Origin of the sequence: Streptomyces sp. cmx-18-6 (assembly GCF_046548915.1) — a bacterium.
Taxonomy (GTDB): Bacteria; Actinomycetota; Actinomycetes; order Streptomycetales; family Streptomycetaceae; genus Streptomyces.
In genome coordinates, this window is the sequence record NZ_JAEBEP010000002.1 from 258763 (window position 1) to 280357 (window position 21595).

The following is a 21595-nucleotide window of genomic DNA, read 5'->3' on the forward strand; positions in this document are numbered from 1 at the left end:
AGGTCAGGGCTGGTGTGTGCGGTCGAGATCGGCCTCTCGGGGTGCCTGCGGTCCTCTGGTCCGGCTGGAGAAGCCCGACCAGGCCGGGTCCGTACTGTGGCCGCACCGCAAGACCGTTCCCCTTCCTCCTCGGGCCTCCTCCGGCCTTCTCCGGGCCTCTCTCCCTCGCCCGGACCCCGTCATCCGCGTGCTCAGAATGAGGTTGCGATGCCCTCCGCCGCCCCGACCGCTCCGACCGCCCAGGCCCGTCCCGCCACCCAGGCTCTCGCCCCCGCCCCCGCCCCGGGGAGCGCCGCATGAGCCGCTACGACCGACTCGCGTACACCTCGGCGGTGCGGCGGGTCCAGGAGGAGATGGGCAGCGCCACGGCGGGCGGCCGCCGGCTGCGGGAGCCGGTCGAGGACGCCGAGCCGCTCACCGACGCGACGGCCGACTTCATCCGCGGCCTCGACGGCTTCCTGTTCGCCAGCGTGGGCGAGACCGGCTGGCCCTACATCCAGTTCCGGGGCGGCCCGGCGGGGTTCGTCCACGTCCTGGACGAGCACACCCTCGGCTATCTGGACGTCCGGGGCAACCGGCAGTACATCACCACCGGCAACGTGCGCGGCAACGACCGCGTCGCGCTCTTCTTCCTCGACCACGCCCGGCAGCGCCGCCTCAAGGTGTTCGGCCGCGCCACCGCCGTACCGGCCGATGAGAACCCCGTACTCGCCGAGCGCCTGGACTCGCCGCGTACGGAAGGACGGGTCGAACAGCTCGTCACCATCCAGGTCGAGGCGTTCGCCTGGAACTGCCCCAACCACATCACCCCCCGCTTCAGCCGGCACGAGGTCTCCTCCGCCCTGGCCCCGGTCCACGATCGCCTCGCGCGGCTGGAGCAGGAGAACGCCGCCCTGCGCGCGGAACTCGCCGCGCGCGCCGACGCCGATGCCGTCCGGCCTGACTGAACCCGCCGCCGCCCTTCTCTCCACGACCCCCCCGGGGCACACCAAGAAGCCCCCACACACGCCACGAAGCCCCCGCACGCCACGAAGCCCCCGGAACACCCCCCAGCGCGACGACTGAAGGATTGAACGGTTATGGCAGAACGCCTGGCAGAGCCCACCGCGGGGGCGGCGTCCCCGCCGGCGAAGGACGGGCCCGGCGGGCCGCCCTCGTCGGGGGAGCCGGCGATCTGGTCCCGTAACTTCCGGCACTACTTCGTCGCCCGCAGCGCCGGCCTGCTCAGCTGGGCCATGCTGCCGGTCGCCGTCGCGGCCGGTCTGCTCATCGACGGGTACGGAGTGGAGACCGCGGGCTACTCGATGGCCTTCCTGGTCGCCCCCTTCGCCGGGCTGGTGCTGTTCGGCGGGGTGCTCGCCGACCGGTTCACCGCCCGCCGGATGATGATCATCGCGGACCTGGCCAACCTCGTCGCGCACGTACTGCTCGCCCTCCTGTTCATCCACGGCATCGACCACCTCTGGCAGTTGTACGCGCTGCTGGTGGTGGCCGGTACGGCGAACGCGCTGTTCCAGCCGGGGGCCTCATCGACCGTCCCGCTGGTGTCCCGGGACGTGCAGGGCGCGAACGGGGTGCTGCGCACCTCCGAGGCGGTCACCGGCCTCGGCGGCCCGGCGCTGGCCGGCACCCTGGTCGGGTTCGGGTCCACCGGCTGGGTGATGGTGATCTCCGCCGTCGCCTACGGGACCAGCGCCGTCTGCCTGTTCGTGCTCCGGCTCGGCGTGGTGCCCGCCCCGCCGGCCGGCGAGAGCCTGTGGCGCAACCTGGCGGTCGGCTGGCACGAGTTCCGGGCCCGTAGCTGGCTCTGGGGCGTGATCGTGATCTGGATGTTCTACGCGGTGTTCGCCTGGGGGCCGCAGCTGTCGGTGGCCGCCGGCGTCATCGTTCCCGAGCACGGTGCGCGGTCCTTCGGCCTGATCAACGCCGCGTTGGGGGCCGGGACCGTGGCCGGGGGGCTGCTGGCGATCCGCTACAAGCCCGAACGGCCGCTCGCCGCCGGGGCCGTGGCGATGCTGGCGTACCCGCTCTACCCGCTCGGCATCCTGCTCGGCTGGCCGGTCTGGCTGCTCGCCGCCGCCCAGGTCGCGGTCGGGATCGGGCTCGGCATCTGGGGTGTCATGTGGGCCACCAGCGTGCAGACGCAGGTGCCGGGCGAGATGCTCAACCGCATCCACGCGTACGAGGTCGCGGGTTCGGTCGGCATGTACCCGATCGGCAGCGCGCTGGCCGGTCCCGCGGTCGGCGCGTTCGGCACCGACCGGGTGCTCCTGGTCGGCGTCGTGGTCTCCTGCCTCGCCGCCGTCGCCCTGCTGGCCACCCGCCCGATCCGCTCCCTGCGCCGGGTGCCGGACCGCGCCTGAGCGATGGCCGGTCGCGACGAAGCGGGCGGGCCGTCAGCGGCCGGTCGCGGCGAAGCGGGCGGGCCCTCAGCGGGCGGTCGCGATGAAGCGGGCGGGCCGTCAGTGGCCGGTTGCGACGAAGCGGGCGGCCCCTCAGCGGCCGGGCCCCTCACCTGCCGGTCGCGATGAAGCGGAGGTAGCGGCGCAGGCTGAAGGCCCGGCGGTGCTCCGTGCCGGCGGTGGCGAGTTGGGCGGCCAACTGGTCGTGGGTCGTCGCCAGGGCGGCGAGTTGGGCCTTGCGCTGGAGCAGCACGGCGCGCTGGCGTTGCAGGGTCGTCTGGTGCTGCTGCTTCTCCTGGTTGAGCTGCTGCCGGCGGGCGACGCTGCGTTGCTGGAGCTGCTCGCGCTGTCTGCGGGCGGCCGCCTCGGCCTGGGCGATCTCCGCTTCGTGGCGCTTCTTCCGGGCGGCGAACTGCTGGCGGATCGTGGCCCGCTCCTGGGCGCTCAGGCTGGTGGGAGCCGAGTTCCTGGCCCGCTGCTCCAGCGATGTCCGCCAGCCTTCGAGCGCCCGCCCCCGTACCTCGCCGACCCCCGGAACCTTGACCTCCTGACCGCCTGCGAGGACGAGATACGCGTCGCGGTTGTTGTATCGGCCGGTCTGCACATACCGGACGCCGTTGAAGTCGGCGGCGGTGCGGATGCCGGCGGCGGTCAGGGCCAGGACCGTACCGCCGCTGATGTTGGAGAGCTTCTTGGCGTCCTGGATGGACGCCTGGCGGAGCTTGTTCCGGACGTGCGTGGCGACCGCCGACGTCAGCGCCGCGTCCAGTTGCCTCAACTCCTTGGCGGCCAGCCCGTTCAGCGTGGACCTCAGCTTGCCGGTTTCCTTGTTGAGGGCGACGGTGATGCGTGACTGTGCGGTGTGCAGCTCGGTCTGGAGGCCGTTGATCTGCTGGTTGATCTGTACGTCCCGGTCCGCGCCGGCCAGCTCCAGGGCCTCGATCTCCTGGCGGACCTTCTCCCCCTCCGCCACGGGAGCGGCCAAGGCGTCCACCTGCTGCCGGAGCGCCCGCAACCGGTCCTTCGACGCCTGCGCCTCGGGGCGGGAACGCCGGGCGGTGTGCAGGGCGGCACCGGATGCGAGCAGCGCTCCCAGTTGGGCGGCGGCCAGGTAGCCGCTCGGCAGCACGCTGACGGCGGTCAGCGTGGCGGGCGCGGCGGTTCCGGTCAGGGTGAGGATCGCGGTGAGTACGTCGGCGGGGCGCCGGTGCGCGAAGGCCGTGACGGCAGCAGCGGGCGCACCGCCGGTGCTCGCCGCGCCAACCGTGCTCGCCGGGCTACCCGTGCCTGCCGCGCCACCCGTTCCTGCCGCGCCACCCGTGCCTGCCGCGCCAGCCGTGCTCCCCGCAGGGCCCTGCGATGGCGGCGGGATGTGGCCCGCCAGCCAGGCGGGGGTTCCACCCGCCGGGGCTGTGCCGTGGGCCGGGCGCTGAGGCGGGATCGGGCCGGACCCCGGGGCGGAGGCCGGCCCGGGGGCCTGGGTGGGGATCGCCGTCGCGGCTGAGGACAGCGGGGGCGCCGCGTGCGGGTCGGCGGCGAGCAGCCCGTGCGTCTGTGCGGCCAGCGCCCGCAGGACCGCGTCCGGATGGGTCAGCAGCAGGCTCCAGGCCATGGAGGACTGCGGCTCCGTGAAGTCGTCCTCCTTCAGGATCAGGAACTCGCCCTGCTTGTCGTGCAGTTGGTCCCAGATGCTCGGGTCGGTGGCGATCGCGACCAGCGCGAGGTGGATGACCCAGGACGAGAACCGGTCCATCGCGGGGCCGAAGTCGGAGCTTGTGCGGGCCGGGGACTGGTAGTTGCGGTGGCCGCTCTCGGTGGCTCCCTGCCCCTTGAGCGCGGGCACGTACATCCCGTCGTAGTCGACGAGACGGAGCGTGCCGTCCGGTGCGACCAGGAGATTCCCGTGCTGGAGGTCGCCGTGAGCGATGCCGAGCTTCTCCAGGTCGGCGACCAGCGCCATGAACCGGTCGGCGATCCGGAGGACGGCCGCCTGGTCCCGGATGTTCCGGTCGATCCATGTGATCAGGTTGGTGGCCTCCACCCAGGCCATCTTCAGGGCCGGGTACCACTGTCCGGCGACGAGGACGCCTCGCGGCAGATACTCCAGGCCGACCGGCCACGGCTGGGACAGCGCGGCCGGATCGAGTCCGGAGAGCCGCTTGCTGATGGCTTGGTAGCGCGCCTCCAGGGTGCTGCTGTCACGGGTGAAGCACTTCAGCGCGTACCGCTGTCCGCCGGGTGCGGTGATGGAGAAGACGCTGGCGAAATTGCCGGAGATCGCCTTCGGCCCGAGCACCGGGCTCTGCTGGACGGCCCCGTTCTTCAGGTCGGGGTCCTCGAAGCAGAGCGTGGGGTTCTGAAGGGCTTCCACGTAGTTCGCACCGGTCGGGAATCTGCGTCCGGCGACAGGTCCGCCGGGGCGGGAGACCGCCATCACCCCTCCGTCTTCACCCGTACGCGGATGAGGGCCACGTCGTCGTTGCGCATCCGGGACCTGTCGCGCTCGTTGTGGACCCACTCGGTGAAGAGTTCATGGTCCAGGTCGGCAAGGTTTCCGAGCTGCTTCCCCGCCCCGCCCGAATCGATCTCGGGGTGCGACAGCAGCCACGCGGCCAGTGCGTCAGTGGCCAGCAACAGTTCGTCCCCCGCGTGCAGTTCACCGGTCGCGGTCGACGCCCGGTCGGTGATCAGGGCGGCGTCCCGGTTACGGCTGCCGAGCAGGTGCGGGGTGATCCCGAAGCCGTCGCCGTCCGTGATGGGGAACGAGGCGACCAGATGGCCGTCGCGCAGGTGGAAGAGGCAGCTGTCGCCGAGCGCGAAGGCCCGCCAGATCCACCGCCGCGCGTTCCCGGGGTCGGACTCCGGGCCCGTCGCGGTCGGCGCCGCCCACAGGTGGACCGCCGTCAGCGTGGCGAAGGCCCCTTTGTCCAGGCCGGGTTGCTCGTACCACGCGATCGGCCGGCCGCGGGCGGCGCGATCCGCCCGGTACGCCGCGACATAGTCGTCCCACCGGTCGACGGTACGGGTCAGGAGGTCCTCGACGAAGTCCCCGGGCAGGCCCTCCCGCTTGCGCTGACGCTCGTCGGCACCAGCACCAGCACCAGCACCAGCACCAGCACCAGTACAAGCACCAGCAGCACCGGCGTCGTCTTCGGCAGCACCAGCGGCAGCGTCGTCGGCGGCGGGGGCGTGCGTGGACGCGATCGGCGCACCGACGACCGCCGCGACCGCGCCGTTGGCCAACTGCCGGGCCCATGGCCCGGCAAGCAGGCTCTCGGATGCCCCATCGGACACGGCGGCGACGAGTGAACTCGCGTCGGGTGAGAGCGAGATCGCGATCGCGTCCTCGCACTCCTCCGCCGAGCTCCCCGTCTTGGGCACCAGGAAGTGCTGGACGTCCAGGGGCGTCGAGGAAGCGCCCATGCCGGTCAGCGAAGTTCCGTGGCGCGCGTGCCGATGTCGAGGAACTCGACGATGGAGGTGATGTCGGCGTTGTAGACGAAGCCGCGGGTGGCCTCGCTGACCTGGTGGCCCTGCGAGGCGGCGTAGGACCGCATGTGGCCGGGCAGCACGCTCGACATGTGGAAGAGCAACCGCGAGTAGTTGTCCGGGAGTTCGCCGTCGCCGTCCGGGAACGTGACGGGTGTGCCGCCCGCCCCGGACACATGCAGGTTGAAGAGGAGGACGGACCCGTCCGCGGTGGCGTGCGAGGCGAGCCCGATGGCCGCGCTGGTGGGGTCGCCGTCGGTGGACTCGCCGTCGGTCAGGTTGAGGACGATGGGGGGAAAGCCGCCCGGGTGCTCGTCGACCCAGCGGGCGATGAGCGAGTCGGCGTAACCGAGTGCGCGGGTCATCGGAGTGCCGCCGTTGGTGACCGGGTCCATCCACACGGGGAACTGCACGGTCGTCTCGACGAGCCCGCCCGCGCCGTCCGGGACCTTCTTCGTACGGCTCTCCAGGCGGGCCGGGTTGTTCGCGATCTCGCTCAGCGGTACGAGGTCGCGCCCGGCGAGCGCGCCGGTGAAGGCGGACCCGACCTGGGTGTGGCCGTAGCCGATCACCGCGACGTGGAAGTAGTCGCGGACGCCTTCCTCCTTCGCGCACTTGACCGACAGCTCGGTCAGCAGCCGGTTGATGGCGTCCGACACGACCTGGGCGCGCTGCTGGACCATCTCGCCGGTGCCGATGGGATCGCTCATCGAGGCGGACTGGTCCACGAGGAAGATGAAGCAGCCGGGGTTGGTGCGGCTGATCTCGGCGGTGTACGGCATCGCGGCGACCCGACTCCTCTTGCGCGAGGGCGGAATGAACGCCACGGCACAGGACGCACGCGGAAACCTGACCCCCCAGGGAGATCGATGGTAGCGGTACCGTGCCGCTGAGTGAGGGGACTTGACGACCTTCTGGCACTTTTCGGCCGGTCGGTGCCCGGCCCTCCGGGACGCGGGCGCGGGGAGGACTGCCGGAGCGGGGGCGCGACGCCGGCAGGGGGGCGCGTTGCCGCCAGGGGGGCGCGGCGCTCCCGGCGCGGTGGACTACGGGGTCGAGGCCCCCGACGCCTCCGGCACCCCCGGAGCGGAGTCCGCGTCCGCGTCGGGCTTGCGGTCGGGCTCGCGGCCGGGCTTGCGGTCGGGGGCGTGGCCGGGCTTGCGGTCGGGGGCGTGGCCGGGGTCGCGGTCGGAGTCCGACGTGGCCGCCGGGCGGGGAAGTGCCGTCGCCGGGCGTACGGGGATGAGGGCGGCGACCACCGCCGCCGCCAGGCCCACCCCGCAGCCGATCAGCATCGCGACGCGGAAGCCGTTCTCCGAGGCCAGGGCGAAGCCGCCGAAGTCCGTGGTCATCCGGGCCAGCACCACCCCGGTCACGGCCGCCGCGAACGACGTGCCGATCGAGCGCATCAGGGCGTTGAAGCTGTTCGCCGACGCGGTCTCCGACGAGGGAACCGCGCCCATGATGAGCGCCGGCATCGCTCCGTAGGCGAAGCCCACGCCCGAGTTGCAGACGAGGGCGACCACCAGCAGGCTCCACGGGGAGCCGGAGCCGATCAACGGCAGGGAGAGGCCGTAGCTGGCGGCGATGAGCAGACTGCCCACGGCCAGGGTGACCTTGGGGCCCTTGGCGGCGGACAGCTTGGCGCCCACCGGGGACATCACCATCATCATCAGCCCGGCCGGGGCCATCCACAGGCCCATCGCCAGCATCGACTGCCCCATGCCGTATCCGGTGGCCTCGGGCAGCTGGAGCAGCTGGGGCACCACGAGGGGCTGGGCGTACATCGCGAAGCCGACCAGGATCGAGGCCGCGTTCGTCATCAGCACCTGGGGGCGGGCGGTCACGCGCAGGTCGACCAGCGGCTCGCGCAGGCGCAGCTCCCACCAGCCCCAGGCGGGCAGCAGGACGAGCGCGGCGGCGAAGAGGGCGAGCGTGGTGGTGCTGCCCCAGCCCCAGTCGGCGCCCTTGGAGACGGCGAGCAGCAGGCAGATCAGGGCGCTGCCGAGGCCGATGGCTCCGGGCAGGTCGAAGCCACCGGCGGCGGTGGTGGGCCGGTCGGCGGGGACGAGGAGCCGGATCAGCGCGCCGACCGCCAGGGCCAAGACCGCGACCACCCAGAAGAGCACCCGCCAGCTGGCGTTCTCCGCGATGGCGGCGGCGAACGGCAGCCCCAGCGCACCGCCGACGCCCATGGACGCGCTCATGATCGCGATGGACGGGCCGAGCTTCTCGGCCGGGACGACGTCCCGCAGCAGGCTGATGCCGAGCGGGACCACGCCCATGCCGAGGCCCTGGAGGCCGCGTCCGGCGATCATCGGGAGCACGGAGGACGACAGCGCGCAGACCACCGAACCGAGGACCAGCGGTACGAGCGAGACGAGCAGCATCCGCCGCTTGCCGTACATGTCGCCGAGCCGTCCGGCGACGGGCGTGGACACCGCCGCGGCCAGCAGGGTGGCGGTGATCACCCAGGAGGCGTTGGACGCGGAGGTGTCGAACAGCGTCGGCAGTTGCGCGATCAGCGGCACCACCAGGGTCTGCGTGAGCGCCGCCACGATGCCGGCGAAGGCGAGGATGCCGACCACGCCTCCCGGGCGGGCCACGGGCGGTGAACTCTCCACGGGGTGTCTCCTTCTCGCCCTTTCGGGCCGGTTCTCGGTGGCGCTGGTCGCCGGTCGCTGATCGCTGGTTGCTGATCACTGACTGCTGGTCGCTGACTGCTGGCCGCTGGTCGCCAGTGCGGCTGCGGGGCTGTACCGCTGTACCGCTGTACGGCCCGGATGCGGTCCGCCCCCGCGGCCCGACTATGTAAGGTACATGGAATATGCACCATGCATAACGTGTGCATGCAACACATTTATCGTGATAGTCCTGGACACAAGCTCGCTTTCCCCGCGAAGCGCGCTCCAGGAACCGCTGGAGCCGCAGGAGCCGAAGGAAGCACCACGTGGACATGCCCCTCGACCGGGTCGAGCGCGAGACGATGCTGCTCGGCCGGTACATGCATCTGCTCAGTCCGCGCGTCGAGTGGCGGCTCGACCGCAGCGCCTACATCCTGCTCAGCCGGATCCAGGTGGAAGGCCCCATGTCCATCAGCCAGCTCAGCGACGCGTTCGGCCTGGACGCCTCCACCCTCAACCGGCAGACCGCCGCCATGCTGCGCGCCGGGGTCGTCGAGCGGATCCCGGACCCGGACGGGGGCATCGCGCGCAAGTTCGCCATCACCGACGAGGGGGAGCGCCGGCTCGACAACGACCGGACCAGGAACGTGGCGGGCCTGGCGAAGGTCATGGCCGACTGGACGCCCGAGGAGGCGGAGCAGCTCGCCGTCTCCCTCAGCCGCCTGAACCTCTCCATCGAACGCCTCGACGGACGGCCCTGGCCCCGCGACTGACACCCGGCGCTCCTGGCCGACCCCTGGTGTACTGGAAGTACCCGTACCGGTCCGGTCATGGATGGGGATGGATGCTCATGAGCCGCCGCCGCCGCTGCTGCCGCCGTCTTCGTACGCGCACCCGTATCCGTACGCCGCTTCCCCAGGCTCTGGCCTGCGCCGGTGCCGCCGTCCTGCTGACGACCGCCTTCGCCCCTGCCGCCCCTGACCCCGAACCCGCCGCACCCGCCGTTCCTGCCGACCGCACCGACCCCCGCACCGCGACCGCCGTGCTCGCGATCCCCGCCATCGGCGTCGCGGACCTGGACGTCGTGCCGTACGAGGGGACCACCGACGACGTCCCCGGCAGCCGTATCCAGGACCGGGGCGTCGCCTCCAGCCCGTACGGGGAGGAAGGCGGGGTCGGACCGGGGGACGTCGGCAACTACCTCGTCACCGCACACCGGTTGAGCGCCGGAGGCGTGCTGCGCGATCTGCCGGAGCTCGGCAAGGGCGATCCCGTGTACGTGGTGGAGGACGGCACCCGGTACACGTACGAGATCACCGCGACCCGGAAGACCTCCTTCCGCAGCGAGCGCTCCCTCGCCGAGCAGCGGGCCGAGGTGCCGGGGCGGCCCGGTACGGAGCCGACCCGGGCGATGATCACGGTCTCCACCTGCGCGACACCCGAGGACGACGCGGCCGGGAACTTCTGGCGGGACGACCTCGGCAACCCCGAGCACCGGATCGACAAGGTGGGTGTGCTGGTGTCGGAGAAGAAGGCGTAGGGAGAGGTGGAGGTGGAGAAGGCGGCGCAGCGGAGGGCGGAGACGGCGGGGTGACCCGGGGCGGTGGTCGGCGGCCGGGAGTGTTCGGGTTTCATATCGCCGCGATGGTTGACCCTGACGCAGGGGCAACCTCCCAGCATGGTCGGCATGACGGAGAAAACCGATGCGAACGAGGCCGCCGGAGTGCGTGCCCCAGCCGGTGACCGCGGCAGAGCCGACGGAGTCGGCCCGAGCCCTCGTCGGCGGGGGACCGCCGACGCGTCGGCCAGGGACAGCGGGGAGCGGACCAGGAGCAAGGAGGCGATGGGGAGCGAGGGGACGATGCGGCACTTCACGATCCAAAACGACGGCGTCACGATTCCGGTCACGCGCGGCGGACGGGGGCGGCCGCTGGTCCTGTGCCCCGGTCTGGGCTCGACACAGGCCGATCTGCACGAACTGGCCGGGCTGTTGCGGCGCGACCACGACGTGGTGACCTTTGATCTCCGGGGCCACGGCCTCGCGTCGGCCGCCGACCGGTACTCCTTCGAGGCGTTCCTCAGCGATCTCGCCGCCGTGCTGGCGGTGCCGGGACCTCTCGATCTGCCCTCGCCGCCCGTGCTCGTGGGCTACTCGCTGGGCGCGGACCTGGCCGTGCACTACGCCTCCGAGCATCCTGACGCCGTGGCCCGGCTTGTCCTCATCGACGGAGCGAATCCCTTGCCCGAACCGTTCATCACCGATGTCGATCTGGTGGAATTCCGCGCGATGACGGAGGACCCGGCGACGCGGCGGGAGGCCGAGCGGGCTCGGGGCACCGCGCGCCAAGTCCTTCTCGCCGCGCAGGAAATCCTTGACCTGCAACTGGAGATCGATGTGGTCCGGTCCGGGATTCTCGACCGGTACCGGAAGATCGACCATCCCATCAGCATGATCATGTCGACCGCGATCGCCGGTGACAGCGCGGAAGGGCGTGCGCCACGGCACAACCGGCTCTGGCGTGCCGGTGTCGAGCGGCTCGTTCACGAGCAGCCGGACATCTCCACCACATGGCTCGACGCCGGTCACGCGCTGGTCTTCACCCACGCTCCGGCGATCGCGGAGATCATCCGGCACGGACACGCCCCGGCCGGCGGGTCGGGCAGGTCGGCCCCTTGAGCGGCGCCCGGGCTCCCCGGGGACCGGCCCGATGCTGACCATCGGCGAGCTGGCGTCGTACGCGGGAGTCACTGTGCGCACGGTGCGGCACTATCACGCCAAGGGGCTGCTGCCGGAGCCGGAACGCGACGGCTCCGGCTATCGGAGGTACGGCGCCGACGCCGTGGTCGAGCTGATCAGAATCCGGACCCTGGCCGAAGCGGGCGTTCCCCTGGTGCGCGTGCGGGAGCTGCTTCGGGCGGACGAGGAGGAGTTCGCCGCGGCGGTCGCAGCCATCGAAGAGCGACTGCGGTCGGAGATCCGGGAGCGGCAGCGGCAGCGGGAGCAGATCGGCCGCCTCGCCGCCGGGGACCACTTGGTGCTGCCCCGGGAGGTGGTCGAATTCCTCGACCGGCTGCGGGCGCTCGGGGTCGACGAGCGGATCGTCCAGGCCGAGCGCGACGGCTGGATCCCGGTGGCCGCGCGCTCGCCGGAGCGAGTTCCGGAGTGGATGGCACGCAAGCGGGAGCAGATCGCCGACCCGCGGTTCGTCGACTTCTATCTCACGCTGGGCCGGGCGCTCGACCGGACCGACGACGACCCGCAGTCGGTCGAGCTGATCGAGCTGGCCGATGAACTGGCCGCCTACCTCACGCGGATGGCCGACGATCGTGGCGACGACTACGTCGACGATGTCGTCATCGAGCCACCGCTCGTCCCGTTGATGGACGCTCTGGCGTTCGACACCGTGCCATCGGCGCGTCGACTGATCGAGCTGTTGAGGAAGCGGGGCTGGACCGGCTGGACCAAGCTGGAGCGCGCGGACCCGCCGGAGCGCGCGGACCCGCCGTGAGGCGGTCGGGCAGGTGGTGACGGCCTGGGCGTGGTGGTGACATCCGGGGCGTGGCGGTGACGTCCGGGGCGAGGACCCGGCCGTCACCGCCCCGGATTCGGTTGGCCGCTCAGCCGCTCAGCCGCTCAGCCGCTCAGCCGCTCGGCCGCCCGGCCGCTCAGTGGCGGCCCGTGATGCGGTCCGCGATCTTCGCGATGGGGTCGGTGCCGGGGCGGGGCGATGCCGTCTCGCGGCGGTCGGCGGCGCGGTAGGCGGCGTACAGGCCGTGGACGCCGAGCCAGCGGAAGGGCTCGGGCTCCCAGCGGCGGACCTTGTGGTTGACCCAGGGCAGGGTCGTCAGGTCGGTGGGCCCCGCCTGGCCGGAGTCCTGCTGGATCAGGTCGCGCAGGGTGCGGGCGGCGAGGTTGGCGGTGGCGACGCCGGAGCCGACGTAACCGCCCGCCCAGCCGAGCCCCGTGGAGCGGTCCAGGGTGACGGTGGCGCACCAGTCGCGCGGGACGCCGAGGACGCCGGACCAGGCGTGGTCGATGCGGACGCCGGCCGTGGTGGGGAAGAGGCGGACCAGGAGGTCGCGCAGGGCGGCGATGGTGGCGGGCTGGGTGCGGCCGTCGTTGTCGGTGGCGGAGCCGTAGCGGTACGGGTAGCCGCGGCCGCCGATCGCGATGCGGTCGTCGGCCGTGCGCTGGGCGTAGAGGTAGGCGTGGGCCATGTCCCCGAGGGTCTCGCGGCCCTCCCAGCCGATGGTGTCCCAGATGCGGGCGGGGAGCGGTTCGGTGGCGATCATGGAGGAGTTCATCGGGAGCCAGGTCCGCTTGTGCCCCTTGAGGCCCGCCGTGAAGCCCTCGGTGCAGCGCAGGATGTAGGGGGCGCGGACCGTGCCGTACGGGGTGACGGCGTGCTTGGGCTTGATCTCGGTGACCGGGGTCGATTCGTGGATCGTGACGCCGAGCGCCTCCACCGCGTCCGCGAGGCCCTTGACCAGCTTGGCCGGGTGCAGCCGGGCGCCGTGCGGGGTCCAGGTCGAGCCGATGGCCCCGGTGACATGGACGCGCTCGGCCGTCTCGCGGGCGCCGCGCAGGACCCGGTCGGTCTCGCCGAACGCGATCTCGACGCTGTGGAAGTCCCGGAGCCGGGCCAGCTGCGCCGGGGTGTGGGCGACCTCCAGGACCCCGCCCTGGTGGATGTCGGCCTCGATCTTCTCCTCGGCGGCGGCCCGGACGACCTCGCCGACCGTCTCGTTCATCGCCTTCTGGAGCCGTACGGCGGCTTCGTGGCCGTGCAGCTTCGCGTACCGTTCGCGGCCCGCGATGCCGTTGTACAGCCAGCCGCCGTTACGGCCGGAGGCCCCGTAACCGCAGAACTTGGCCTCCAGCACGGTGATGTCGAGGAAGGGGGCGGCCTTCTTCAGGTAGTACGCCGTCCAGAGCCCGGTGTAGCCGCCGCCGACGATGCACACGTCGGCGCTCACGTCGCCGGGCAGGGGCTCGCGCGGGGCCGGGGTGCCCTCCTGCGCGTACCAGAACGATATGCCGCCGTTGACGGTGCTCATGATGTCCCTGCTGTCCGCTGTTGTTCGGTGCTCGTCCGGTGTCGTCCGGCGTCGTCCGGTGCTCGTCCGGTGTCGGTCCGTGTCATGCCGAGCGTACGTATGGCGGGACGGTACTGCGCGGCGGGGCGTTTCGTCTCCTGTTGCTGTTGCTGTTGCTGTTGCCTTTGCTGGGGCTGTGCACCTGAGCGAGTACGCGCCTGGGGCGTGTGCCTAGGATCGGTGCCGTGATTGTCGTCCCGGATGCACTGATCGCCGCTCAGTCCACGTACAACGGAGCGGCCGGGCGGGCCTTCGTCGCCGCGCTGCCGGGGCTGGCCTCCCGGTTCCTGGCGGAGTGGGGGCTGCGGCTGGACGGCCCGGTGATGTACGGCATGTGCGCGCTGGTCCTGCCGGTGGTGCGGGAGTCGGACGCGGTCCCGGCCGCGCTGAAGCTCCAGTTGGTGGACGAGGAGACCGTGGGGGAGCCGGTCGCGCTGCGGGCGTGGGGCGCGGCGGGGGCCGGGGCGGTGGGCGTGCTCGTCGACGACCCGGGTGCCGGCGCCCTGCTGCTGGAACGGCTGGACGAGCGGCGGCCGTTGTCCGGGACGGCCGATGTGCGCGAGGCGGTCGGGGTGCTCGGCGCGGTGCTGGCCCGGTTGGCCGCTGTGCCCGCGCCGGACGGGCTGCGCACCCTGGGCGGTGCGGTGGAGCGGATGCTTGCGGCGGCCCCGGAGACGGTCGGGCGGCTGGCGGACGCGGCGGAGCGGCGGCTGCTCGCGGACTGCGCAGCGGCGGTGCGGGAGGTGGCGGGCGAGCCGGGGGACCGGTTGCTGCACTGGGACCTGCACTACGACAACGTGCTGGCGGGGCGGGCGGACGCGGGGCGGGCCGGGGAGTGGGTGGCGCTCGACCCCAAGCCCCTGGCGGGTGACCCCGGGTTCGAGCTGTTCCCGGCGCTGGTCAACCTGTTCGACCCCGGGGAGGTGGTGTGGCGGTTCGACGCGTTGACGGAGGCGCTGGGCATGGAGCGGGACCGGGGGCGGGCGCGGGCCTGGACGCTGGGGCGGGTGCTCCAGAACGCGGTGTGGGCGGTCGCGGGCGGGGAACGCGAACTGGCCCCGGACCATGCGGAGATCGCGCGGCGGCTGTTGGTGCGGTGAGGTGGTGGGGCGCGGGAGTGCTGGGGCGGTGAGGTGGGTGGGGCACGGGAGTGCTGGGGCGCGGAGGGGCGGAAGAGGGGCTGTCTAGGCTGGCCCCATGATTCGTACCGCTGTCCCTGATGACGTCCCCGTCCTGCACGCCCTGGTGCGTGAACTCGCCGCGTACGAGAAGGCTCTCGACGAGGTGGTCGCCTCCGAGGAGCAGCTCAGGGAGGCGCTGTTCGGCGAGCGGCCCGCCGCGTACGCGCATGTGGCGACGGCCGACGACGGCGGCGACGGTGGCGGCGAGGTGATCGGCTTCGCCCTGTGGTTCCTGAACTTCTCCACCTGGCGCGGGGTGCACGGCATCTACCTGGAGGACCTGTACGTCCGCCCGGACCGGCGCGGCGGTGGACACGGCAAGGCGCTGCTGGCGGAGCTGGCGCGGATCTGCGTGGAGCGCGGGTACGAGCGGCTGGAGTGGTCGGTGCTGAACTGGAACGCCCCGTCCATCGCGTTCTACGAGTCCCTGGGCGCGCGGCCGCAGGACGAGTGGACGGTGTACCGGCTGACGGACGGGGCGTTGGCGGGGCTGGGAGCGGCGGGCGACCGGGTGGGGGCCTGAGGCTCGGCGGCGTACGGCGTTACGGCTCCAGCACCACCTTGCCGATCGTGCCGCGCGTCTCCAGCGCGCGGTGCGCGGCGGCCGCTTCCGCGAGCGGGTAGCGCTGGACGGCCGGGCGCAGTCGGCCGGCCGCCGCCTCGGCGAGGGCGCGGGTCTCCAGGACGCGCAGGCCGCCGCCCCGCTGGACCAGTCGGGGTCCGAGGACGGAGCCGGAGGTGATGGCGCGTTCGGCCAGCTCCTCCGGGGTGAAGGTGAGCGGCCGGCCTTCGTGGAGGCCCCCGCCGGACCAGCCGTAGATGACGTGCTGCCCGCCCTTGCCGAGCAGGTCGACGGCGCTGCGGGCGGTGGTCCCGCCGACGGAGTCGTAGACGACGGTGGCCCGCGGGCCGGTTGCGTCGAGGAAGGCGCGGGCGTGGTCGGGCCAGTCCGGGAGGGTGTAGTCGAGGGCGAGGTCGGCGCCGTTCTCCTTTGCCCGGGCGACCTTGGCGGGGCCGCCGGCCAGGGCGATCACGGTGGCCCCGGCGTTCTTGGCGTACTGGACGAGGAGGGTGCCGATCCCGCCCGCCGCCGCGGTGACGACGGCCACGGAGCCGGGGCCGAGGTCGGTGAAGGAGAGGATGCCGAGGGCGGTGCGGCCGGTGCCGATCATGGCGACGGCTTCGGCGGCGCCGAGCTCCCCGGGGATCTCGTGGAGCTTGTCGGCATGGGTGACGGCGAGTTCGGCGTACCCGCCCGGCACCGTGCCGAGGTGGGCCACGACGCGCCGGCCGAGCAGGCCGGGGTCGGCGCCCTCGCCGAGCGACTCGACGGTTCCGGCGACTTCGCGGCCGGGGATGGTGGGGAGCTCGGCGGGGGCGGGGAAGGGACCGGAGTGCCCTTCCCGCAGGGTGGTGTCCAGGAGGTGTACGCCGGCCGCCTCGACGGCGATGCGGACCTGGCCGGGGCCGGGGACGGGATCCTCGGTCCGTTCGTACGTGAGGTTCTCGGCGGGGCCGAAGGCGTGGAGGCGGATGGCGTGCATGGAGAGCTCCCTCGGGGCTGCGGGGCGGGGCCGGGCGGGGCCGGGCGGGCAGTGTCCCCAGCCTCGTACCTCAGGTCTGGTTGAGGTCAACCTCTGATCCGGAGCGCTGTCCACGCTGTCCGGAGGGCTGTCCACGCTGCCCTGGGGGCTCTCCGCGCTGATCGGAGGGCTGTCCGGAGCGTCGTCAGCGCTGCCCTGAGGGCCGTCCGCGCTGATCGGTGGGCCGCCCGGAGGGCTGTCGCGAGGGCCCTCCGGCGGCTTTTACGGCGAGCAGTGCGGCCTCGATGCCGCTGGTGAAGGATGCCTCGCTGAGGAGTCCGGGGGCGGCGACCTGGTCGCCCGCCAGGAAGATCCCGTCGCCCCGGACGATCGCGGGCCGGTCCCGCCAGGTGGTGCCGGGGCGGTCGACGGCCCCGGTGCGGCCGGCGGCCAGGGCCTCGGTGCGCCAGGTGGTGCGCTCCCGCCAGCCGGGGAAGCCGAGGTCGAGGAGCTCCTCGGCGCGGGCGGTCCCCTCCGCCCGGTGCGCGTCGGGGCCGATCGGGAACTGGCCCTGGAGCAACTGCTCGCCCGCCGGAGCGAGGCCGGGGTCCTGGGCGGTGAACCGTTCGACCCAGCCCGGCGCGTCCAGGTCCGACACCACGAACGCGTCGCCGCGCCGCGTGCGTACGGCCAGGTCCACGAGGACGGTGCGGCCGCTCTCCCAGGTGAGGGACGCGTCGTCGAGGAGGGCGCGGGCGGCGTCGAGCGAGGTGGCGACGACGACCGGTCCGGTGCGGGCGAGGTCGGCGAGCGTACGGGTGTCGACGCGGGCGGCTGTCTCGACGGCGACCCCGAGGCCGCGGGCGTGGCCGGCCATCCGCTCGACGAGCCGGCCCCAGCCGCCGACCGGATAGCGGGCCGCGGGCGGGAAAGAGGCGACCCGGCGCAAGCGCTCATGGACGAACGCGGCGGAGAGCGAGCCCGGGTCGTGGTGGTAGACGGCGACGCCCATGAAGTGCGCGGCGGCCCTGGCGCCGTCCTCACCGACCTCGCCGGTCGCCCAGCTCAGGAAGTCGGCGTCCACCGGCGCGCTCCCGGCGGGCCGCCGGCCGAGGCGCAGCATGGCCAGGGGCGGGACGGCGCGGAGGGCTCCCCGCAGACGGAAGCGGAAACGGAGGGCTTCGCGGGGCGGTACGGAGGCGATCGGCCCGAGGAGCCCGCGCTTGGCGAGCCAGGTGGTGTGGGGCCCGTCGATGTAGAGGGCGTGCGGCCCCTCGTTGGTGCGACGGGGCCCGTCCCCGGTCCTGGCCCGGCCGCCGAGGGCGCGGTGGGATTCGTGGAGGGTGACGTGCGCGCCGGATTCCGCCGCGGTGATGGCCGCGGTGAGCCCGGCCAGGCCGCCGCCGACGATGTGGATGCGGTGCATGGTTGGCTCCTCTGCCCATGGTCCATGGTCGCTCGGCCCCGGGTGCGGGGCCGCTGCTTCTTGTTGCTGCTTCTCGTTCCTGCCTCTTGGCCCTGTTCGCGGGTTCTGCTGGGAGGACGTGTCGGGGGCGTCGGGTTGTGACATCGGGGAGGTACGTACGCCACACATGCGCCGCTTTCCGCCCCCCCCGGCCGGGTGGCGCAGCCTGCGAAGTGGGTGGTCCCATCGCGCGCCCGCCCGGGGGCGTTGTCAGTGGGGTGCGTCACGATGGGGGGCATGGCAGCGAGTGCGGGAACAGGTGCGGGCAGGACCAGGGGCAAGAAGAACACCGGGAAGGACGTCATCGCGGCGGCGCGGCGTCCCGAGGTGCGGTTGCCGCCGCTCGTTCCGTACGAGGGCGAGGGCCTGGAGCCGGACGGCGACTACGACGGGGTGCGGTTCGACGGGGTGGACCTGGCGGACGCGTCCGGGCGGGGTGCGCGGTTCATGGACTGCGCGCTGGACGGCTGCGCCCTCGACCGTACGGAGCTGGCGCGGGCGCGCTTCATCGACTCGGTGCTGACGGGCGTACGGGGGGTGGGCACCGACCTCGCGGAGGCGTCGCTGCGGGACGTCGAGGTGGTGGACGCGCGGCTGGGCGGGGTGCAGCTGCACGGGGCGGTGCTGGAGCGGGTGGTGGTGCGGGGCGGGAAGATCGACTACCTGAACCTGCGCAAGGCCCGGCTGAAGGACGTGGTCTTCGAGGGCTGCGTGCTCTCCGAGCCGGACTTCGGCGACGCGCACCTGGTGCGGGTGGAGTTCCGGGACTGCGTGCTGAAGCGGGCCGACTTCAGCGCGGTGCGGATGGAGTCGGTGGACCTGCGGACGGTGGCCGAGCTGGACATCGCGCGCGGGGTGGACCGGCTGGCGGGGGCGGTGATCAGCCCGGCACAGCTGATGGAGCTGGCCCCGGCGTTCGCGGCGCAGATCGGGGTGCGGGTGGAGGGGTGAGGGGGCCACGGAGGCCCCGTACGTCAGGCCCGTCCCCCGTGGTCACATCCGGGGGAAGCGGGCCTGGAGGTCCCAGATCACCGGGTTGTCGGCGAGGCCGTCGTGCAGGTCGGACAGGTCGGCGATCAGGTCGTGCAGGAAGTCGCGGGCCTCGCGGCGCAGCAGGGAGTGGCCGAAGGTGAGCGGGGGCTCGTCGCCGGGCATCCAGTCCGCCTCGACGTCGACCCAGCCGAAGCGCCGCTCGAAGATCATGACGTCCGACGACTCGGTGAAGTCCAGCTCCGCGTACTGCCGCCGGTGCGAGCGGTTGCCCCGGGGGTCCTGGTCGATCTGCTCCACGATGTCGCACAGCGCCCAGGCGAAGTCCAGCACCGGAACCCATCCCCAGGCTGTGGACACCTCGCGGTCCGCCTTGGTGTCCGCGAGGTAGACGTCACCCGAGAACAGATCGTGCCGCAGCGCGCGGACGTCCGCGCGGCGGTAGTCGGTCTGCGGGGGATCGGGGAAGCGCCGGGAGAGGGAGTAGCCGATGTCGAGCACGGATCGATGGTGTCATGCCCGGTCGAGGCAGGCCGACACGATCGGGTGAACGGGGATGGATATGCCTCACGCATATGCAGACCGTCTCTAGTCTCCGGCCTATGGTCAGTTCGCCTCACGAGGCTCATCATCGGATCTTTCAGAAGAGTCCGGGGTTATTCGCGAGTGCCTTCCGCACGTTGGGCATTCCCTTTCCCGAACCCGTCGCGGTGTCGCTCATGGACACGGATCTCACGGAGATCAGACCGCTCGAACGGCATGTGGACACGCTGCTGCGCATCGACCTGGCCGGCGGGGACAGCATCCTGCTGGCGATCGAGGCCCAAGGCAGGAAGGACCCGGACAAGCGCAGCAGTTGGGCCTACTACCTCGCCCATCTCTACGCGAAGTTCCGGTACCCACCGGTGCTGCTGGTCGTCTGCCGGGACAAGGGAACGGCGGAATGGGCGGCCGAGCCCATCCGTATCGGCCTGGAGAAGCACCCGAGCCTCGTCGTGTTCCCGCTGGTGCTCGGTCCGCACAACGTACCGATGATCACGGAAGCGGCGAGAGCCGCCGAAGACCTCCCGATGGCTGTCTTCTCCGCGATCACCCATAGTAACGATCACGACATCGCTGCCATACTGGACGCGCTCGCCGAGGCCCTCCGGGCCACGGACGCCGACGCCGCGGCGGTCTTCGCCGAATTCACCGAAGCGGGCCTGGGCGCCACCCCGGCCCGTGAGCTCTGGAGGAACCTGATGGGCACTGGTCTCAGTCACTTCCGTGGCTTCGTCGCCGAATCCTTCCGCGACGAGGGGCGCGTGGAAGGCCGGGTCGAAGGCCGCGTCGAGGACATCCTGCGGATTCTCGAGGTGCGCGGTGTCGCGGTGCCGGAGGAGGCCCGGCAGCGCATCACCGCCTGCACGGACCTCGCCGTGCTCGACGTGTGGTTCGAGCGTGCCATCACCGCGCCCACCACCGACGCGGTGCTCGACGAGAACTGACCGCAACTGACCGTCGGGTGCGCGCGGAGGCTCTCTCTTCTCTCCGCGCGCACCCGGCGCATTCCGCACACTCCGCGCGCACTCCAGCAACGCCGACTTCTGGCGTGCGGGGCCGCGCCCCCGCCGTCAGCCGGCCGTGGCCACCGCCTCTATGAGCGCGAACGGTGCGGCCTCCGCGAGTGGGGTGACCGAGGTGAGGGACAGGCCCGCGCGCCGGCACACGTTCTCGAAGTCCTTGCGCGTGCGCTCTCTGCCGCCCACGTTCACCAGCATGTTGAGGTCGCTCAGGTAGGTGATCCCGCCATCGGTGACGTCGGCCGTGGTGTCGACGACTTCGGGCAGCACGGGTTCCACGATCAGTACGAGCCCGCCGGGCGGCAGCACGTCGCGGCAGTGGCTCAGGATCGTCACCGCCTGGTCGTCCGTCCAGTCGTGCAGGACGCTCTTCATCAGATAGAGGTCCGAGCCCCCGGGGACCGCGTGGAAGAAGTCTCCGGCGACCAGGGAGCACCGCCCCTCCAGCCCGTGCCGCGCCATGGTGCGCGGTGTCCCGGCCAGTCCCTCCGCCGTGTCGAGAACCACGCCGGTGAGGCCCGGATGTGCGGCGAGCACACCGGCCAGAAGGGTGCCGTCGCCCCCGCCGACGTCCGTGACCCTGGCGAACCGGCCGAAGTCGTAGGCGTGCGGGAGCGCGGCGGCGGTCTCCGAAGCGGCCTGGCTCATCGCCGCGTTGAACTCCGCCGACAGCTCCGGGTGTTGGGCGAGGTGGCTGAAGAAGTCGGTGCCGAAGAAGGCGTCGAACGCGATCTCGCCGGTGCGGACGCTGTTGTCCAGGTGCTCCCAGGCGCGGATGATCGAGGGCTCGGTGAACATCCTGACGAACGAGGCGAGCGAGTCGGGGCGGCCGGAGTGGAGGAGCGCGCCCGCAGGGGTCACCGAGAAGGAGTCGGGGGAGGATTCCCGCAGCAGGCCGAGCCCGGCCAGGGCGCGCAGCAGTCGAGTCATGGGCTGGGGTTCGGCTCCGGCGTCGGCGGCCACCTCGGCGGCCTGGCGCGGTGTGTCGCCCACCAGTTCCACCACCTTCAGCCGGACCGCCGCGCGCAGGGTCTGTGCCGCCATGCTTCCGAACGCGAGCCGGGCGATCAGATCGCGACCGGCGGTGTCTGCTGTCTGAACATCGGTGTTCGTCAAGGGAGTTGCTCGCTTTCTTCATAGGTGCGCGTACCTGTTCGGGCACGCGTGTGCGGGGCCTCGCCCTTCCGGCGGGCGTTCGCACGGTCAGCCCGTCGCCGTACCGTCAGCCCGTCGACGCGCGGTCAGCCAGTCGGCCTGCTGTT

At 72.4% G+C, this 21595-nt stretch carries 19 protein-coding genes; 10 read left to right on the plus strand and 9 right to left on the minus strand.

Annotation, left to right across the window (positions count from 1 at the left end; genetic code table 11):
* Positions 1 to 296 precede the first annotated feature (296 nt).
* Positions 297 to 947, plus strand: a complete 651-nt coding sequence (locus tag ACLJPL_RS06140) for a pyridoxamine 5'-phosphate oxidase family protein (protein ID WP_411079655.1) — start codon at positions 297 to 299, stop codon at positions 945 to 947.
* A 132-nt stretch (positions 948 to 1079) separates the two neighbouring features.
* Complete coding sequence (locus ACLJPL_RS06145) at positions 1080 to 2363, plus strand: MFS transporter (RefSeq protein WP_411079656.1); 1284 nt, start codon at positions 1080 to 1082, stop codon at positions 2361 to 2363.
* A 148-nt stretch (positions 2364 to 2511) separates the two neighbouring features.
* Here ACLJPL_RS06145 and ACLJPL_RS06150 read toward each other — a convergent pair whose 3' ends face one another.
* The 4 genes from ACLJPL_RS06150 to ACLJPL_RS06165 all read right to left on the minus strand — a co-directional run bounded on the left by ACLJPL_RS06150 (position 2512) and on the right by ACLJPL_RS06165 (position 8515).
* Positions 2512 to 4836: a hypothetical protein gene (locus tag ACLJPL_RS06150; protein WP_411079657.1), complete on the minus strand. Its 2325-nt coding sequence runs from the start codon at positions 4834 to 4836 to the stop codon at positions 2512 to 2514.
* Positions 4836 to 5825, minus strand: coding sequence for a hypothetical protein (locus ACLJPL_RS06155; RefSeq protein WP_411079658.1), 990 nt, complete (start codon positions 5823 to 5825; stop codon positions 4836 to 4838). Before ACLJPL_RS06155 ends, ACLJPL_RS06150 begins: the two co-directional genes overlap by 1 nt.
* Positions 5826 to 5830: 5 nt before the next feature.
* A complete protein-coding gene (locus ACLJPL_RS06160; protein WP_411079659.1) occupies positions 5831 to 6673 on the minus strand; it encodes a vWA domain-containing protein in 843 nt (280 codons plus the stop codon).
* Between the two features lie 264 nt (positions 6674 to 6937).
* Positions 6938 to 8515 (minus strand): MFS transporter, encoded by a 1578-nt coding sequence (locus ACLJPL_RS06165; RefSeq protein ID WP_411079660.1) that lies wholly within the window; start codon positions 8513 to 8515, stop codon positions 6938 to 6940.
* A gap of 326 nt (positions 8516 to 8841) precedes the next feature.
* Between ACLJPL_RS06165 and ACLJPL_RS06170 the strand changes: the two genes are divergently transcribed.
* The 4 genes from ACLJPL_RS06170 (at position 8842) to ACLJPL_RS06185 (ending at position 12024) form a co-directional block, all read left to right on the plus strand.
* Positions 8842 to 9288 carry a MarR family winged helix-turn-helix transcriptional regulator gene (locus ACLJPL_RS06170; protein ID WP_411079661.1) on the plus strand — a complete coding sequence of 149 codons (447 nt, stop codon included), beginning with the start codon at positions 8842 to 8844 and terminating at the stop codon, positions 9286 to 9288.
* A 77-nt stretch (positions 9289 to 9365) separates the two neighbouring features.
* A complete protein-coding gene (locus tag ACLJPL_RS06175) occupies positions 9366 to 10055 on the plus strand; it encodes a class E sortase (RefSeq protein ID WP_411079662.1) in 690 nt (229 codons plus the stop codon).
* Between the two features lie 321 nt (positions 10056 to 10376).
* Entirely contained in the window at positions 10377 to 11192 is an 816-nt protein-coding gene (locus tag ACLJPL_RS06180; protein WP_411079663.1) for an alpha/beta fold hydrolase, read from the plus strand.
* Between the two features lie 31 nt (positions 11193 to 11223).
* Positions 11224 to 12024 (plus strand): MerR family transcriptional regulator, encoded by an 801-nt coding sequence (locus ACLJPL_RS06185; RefSeq protein ID WP_411079664.1) that lies wholly within the window; start codon positions 11224 to 11226, stop codon positions 12022 to 12024.
* A 157-nt stretch (positions 12025 to 12181) separates the two neighbouring features.
* Here the strand turns inward: ACLJPL_RS06185 and ACLJPL_RS06190 are convergent, their stop codons facing one another.
* Positions 12182 to 13573 carry an NAD(P)/FAD-dependent oxidoreductase gene (locus ACLJPL_RS06190; RefSeq protein WP_411079665.1) on the minus strand — a complete coding sequence of 464 codons (1392 nt, stop codon included), beginning with the start codon at positions 13571 to 13573 and terminating at the stop codon, positions 12182 to 12184.
* Positions 13574 to 13797: 224 nt separating this feature from the next.
* On the opposite strand from ACLJPL_RS06190, the gene ACLJPL_RS06195 reads away from it, so the two are divergent.
* Together ACLJPL_RS06195 and ACLJPL_RS06200 are read left to right on the plus strand one after the other, a co-directional pair.
* Entirely contained in the window at positions 13798 to 14712 is a 915-nt protein-coding gene (locus tag ACLJPL_RS06195; protein WP_411079666.1) for an aminoglycoside phosphotransferase family protein, read from the plus strand.
* Between the two features lie 97 nt (positions 14713 to 14809).
* Positions 14810 to 15316 carry a GNAT family N-acetyltransferase gene (locus ACLJPL_RS06200; RefSeq protein ID WP_411079667.1) on the plus strand — a complete coding sequence of 169 codons (507 nt, stop codon included), beginning with the start codon at positions 14810 to 14812 and terminating at the stop codon, positions 15314 to 15316.
* A 19-nt stretch (positions 15317 to 15335) separates the two neighbouring features.
* Here the strand turns inward: ACLJPL_RS06200 and ACLJPL_RS06205 are convergent, their stop codons facing one another.
* Both ACLJPL_RS06205 and ACLJPL_RS06210 read right to left on the minus strand, forming a co-directional pair.
* Positions 15336 to 16337, minus strand: a complete 1002-nt coding sequence (locus ACLJPL_RS06205) for a zinc-binding dehydrogenase (RefSeq protein WP_411079668.1) — start codon at positions 16335 to 16337, stop codon at positions 15336 to 15338.
* A 184-nt stretch (positions 16338 to 16521) separates the two neighbouring features.
* Positions 16522 to 17742, minus strand: a complete 1221-nt coding sequence (locus ACLJPL_RS06210) for an NAD(P)-binding protein (RefSeq protein WP_411079669.1) — start codon at positions 17740 to 17742, stop codon at positions 16522 to 16524.
* A gap of 276 nt (positions 17743 to 18018) precedes the next feature.
* On the opposite strand from ACLJPL_RS06210, the gene ACLJPL_RS06215 reads away from it, so the two are divergent.
* Positions 18019 to 18732 carry a pentapeptide repeat-containing protein gene (locus tag ACLJPL_RS06215; protein ID WP_411079670.1) on the plus strand — a complete coding sequence of 238 codons (714 nt, stop codon included), beginning with the start codon at positions 18019 to 18021 and terminating at the stop codon, positions 18730 to 18732.
* A gap of 42 nt (positions 18733 to 18774) precedes the next feature.
* On the opposite strand, the gene ACLJPL_RS06220 is transcribed toward ACLJPL_RS06215, so the two are convergent.
* Positions 18775 to 19272, minus strand: a complete 498-nt coding sequence (locus ACLJPL_RS06220) for a hypothetical protein (RefSeq protein ID WP_411079671.1) — start codon at positions 19270 to 19272, stop codon at positions 18775 to 18777.
* Between the two features lie 101 nt (positions 19273 to 19373).
* Here ACLJPL_RS06220 and ACLJPL_RS06225 point away from each other — a divergent pair, with 101 nt between their 5' ends.
* Positions 19374 to 20258 carry a hypothetical protein gene (locus tag ACLJPL_RS06225; protein ID WP_411079672.1) on the plus strand — a complete coding sequence of 295 codons (885 nt, stop codon included), beginning with the start codon at positions 19374 to 19376 and terminating at the stop codon, positions 20256 to 20258.
* Positions 20259 to 20384: 126 nt separating this feature from the next.
* On the opposite strand, the gene ACLJPL_RS06230 is transcribed toward ACLJPL_RS06225, so the two are convergent.
* Entirely contained in the window at positions 20385 to 21449 is a 1065-nt protein-coding gene (locus tag ACLJPL_RS06230; protein ID WP_411079673.1) for a methyltransferase, read from the minus strand.
* Positions 21450 to 21595 lie beyond the last annotated feature (146 nt).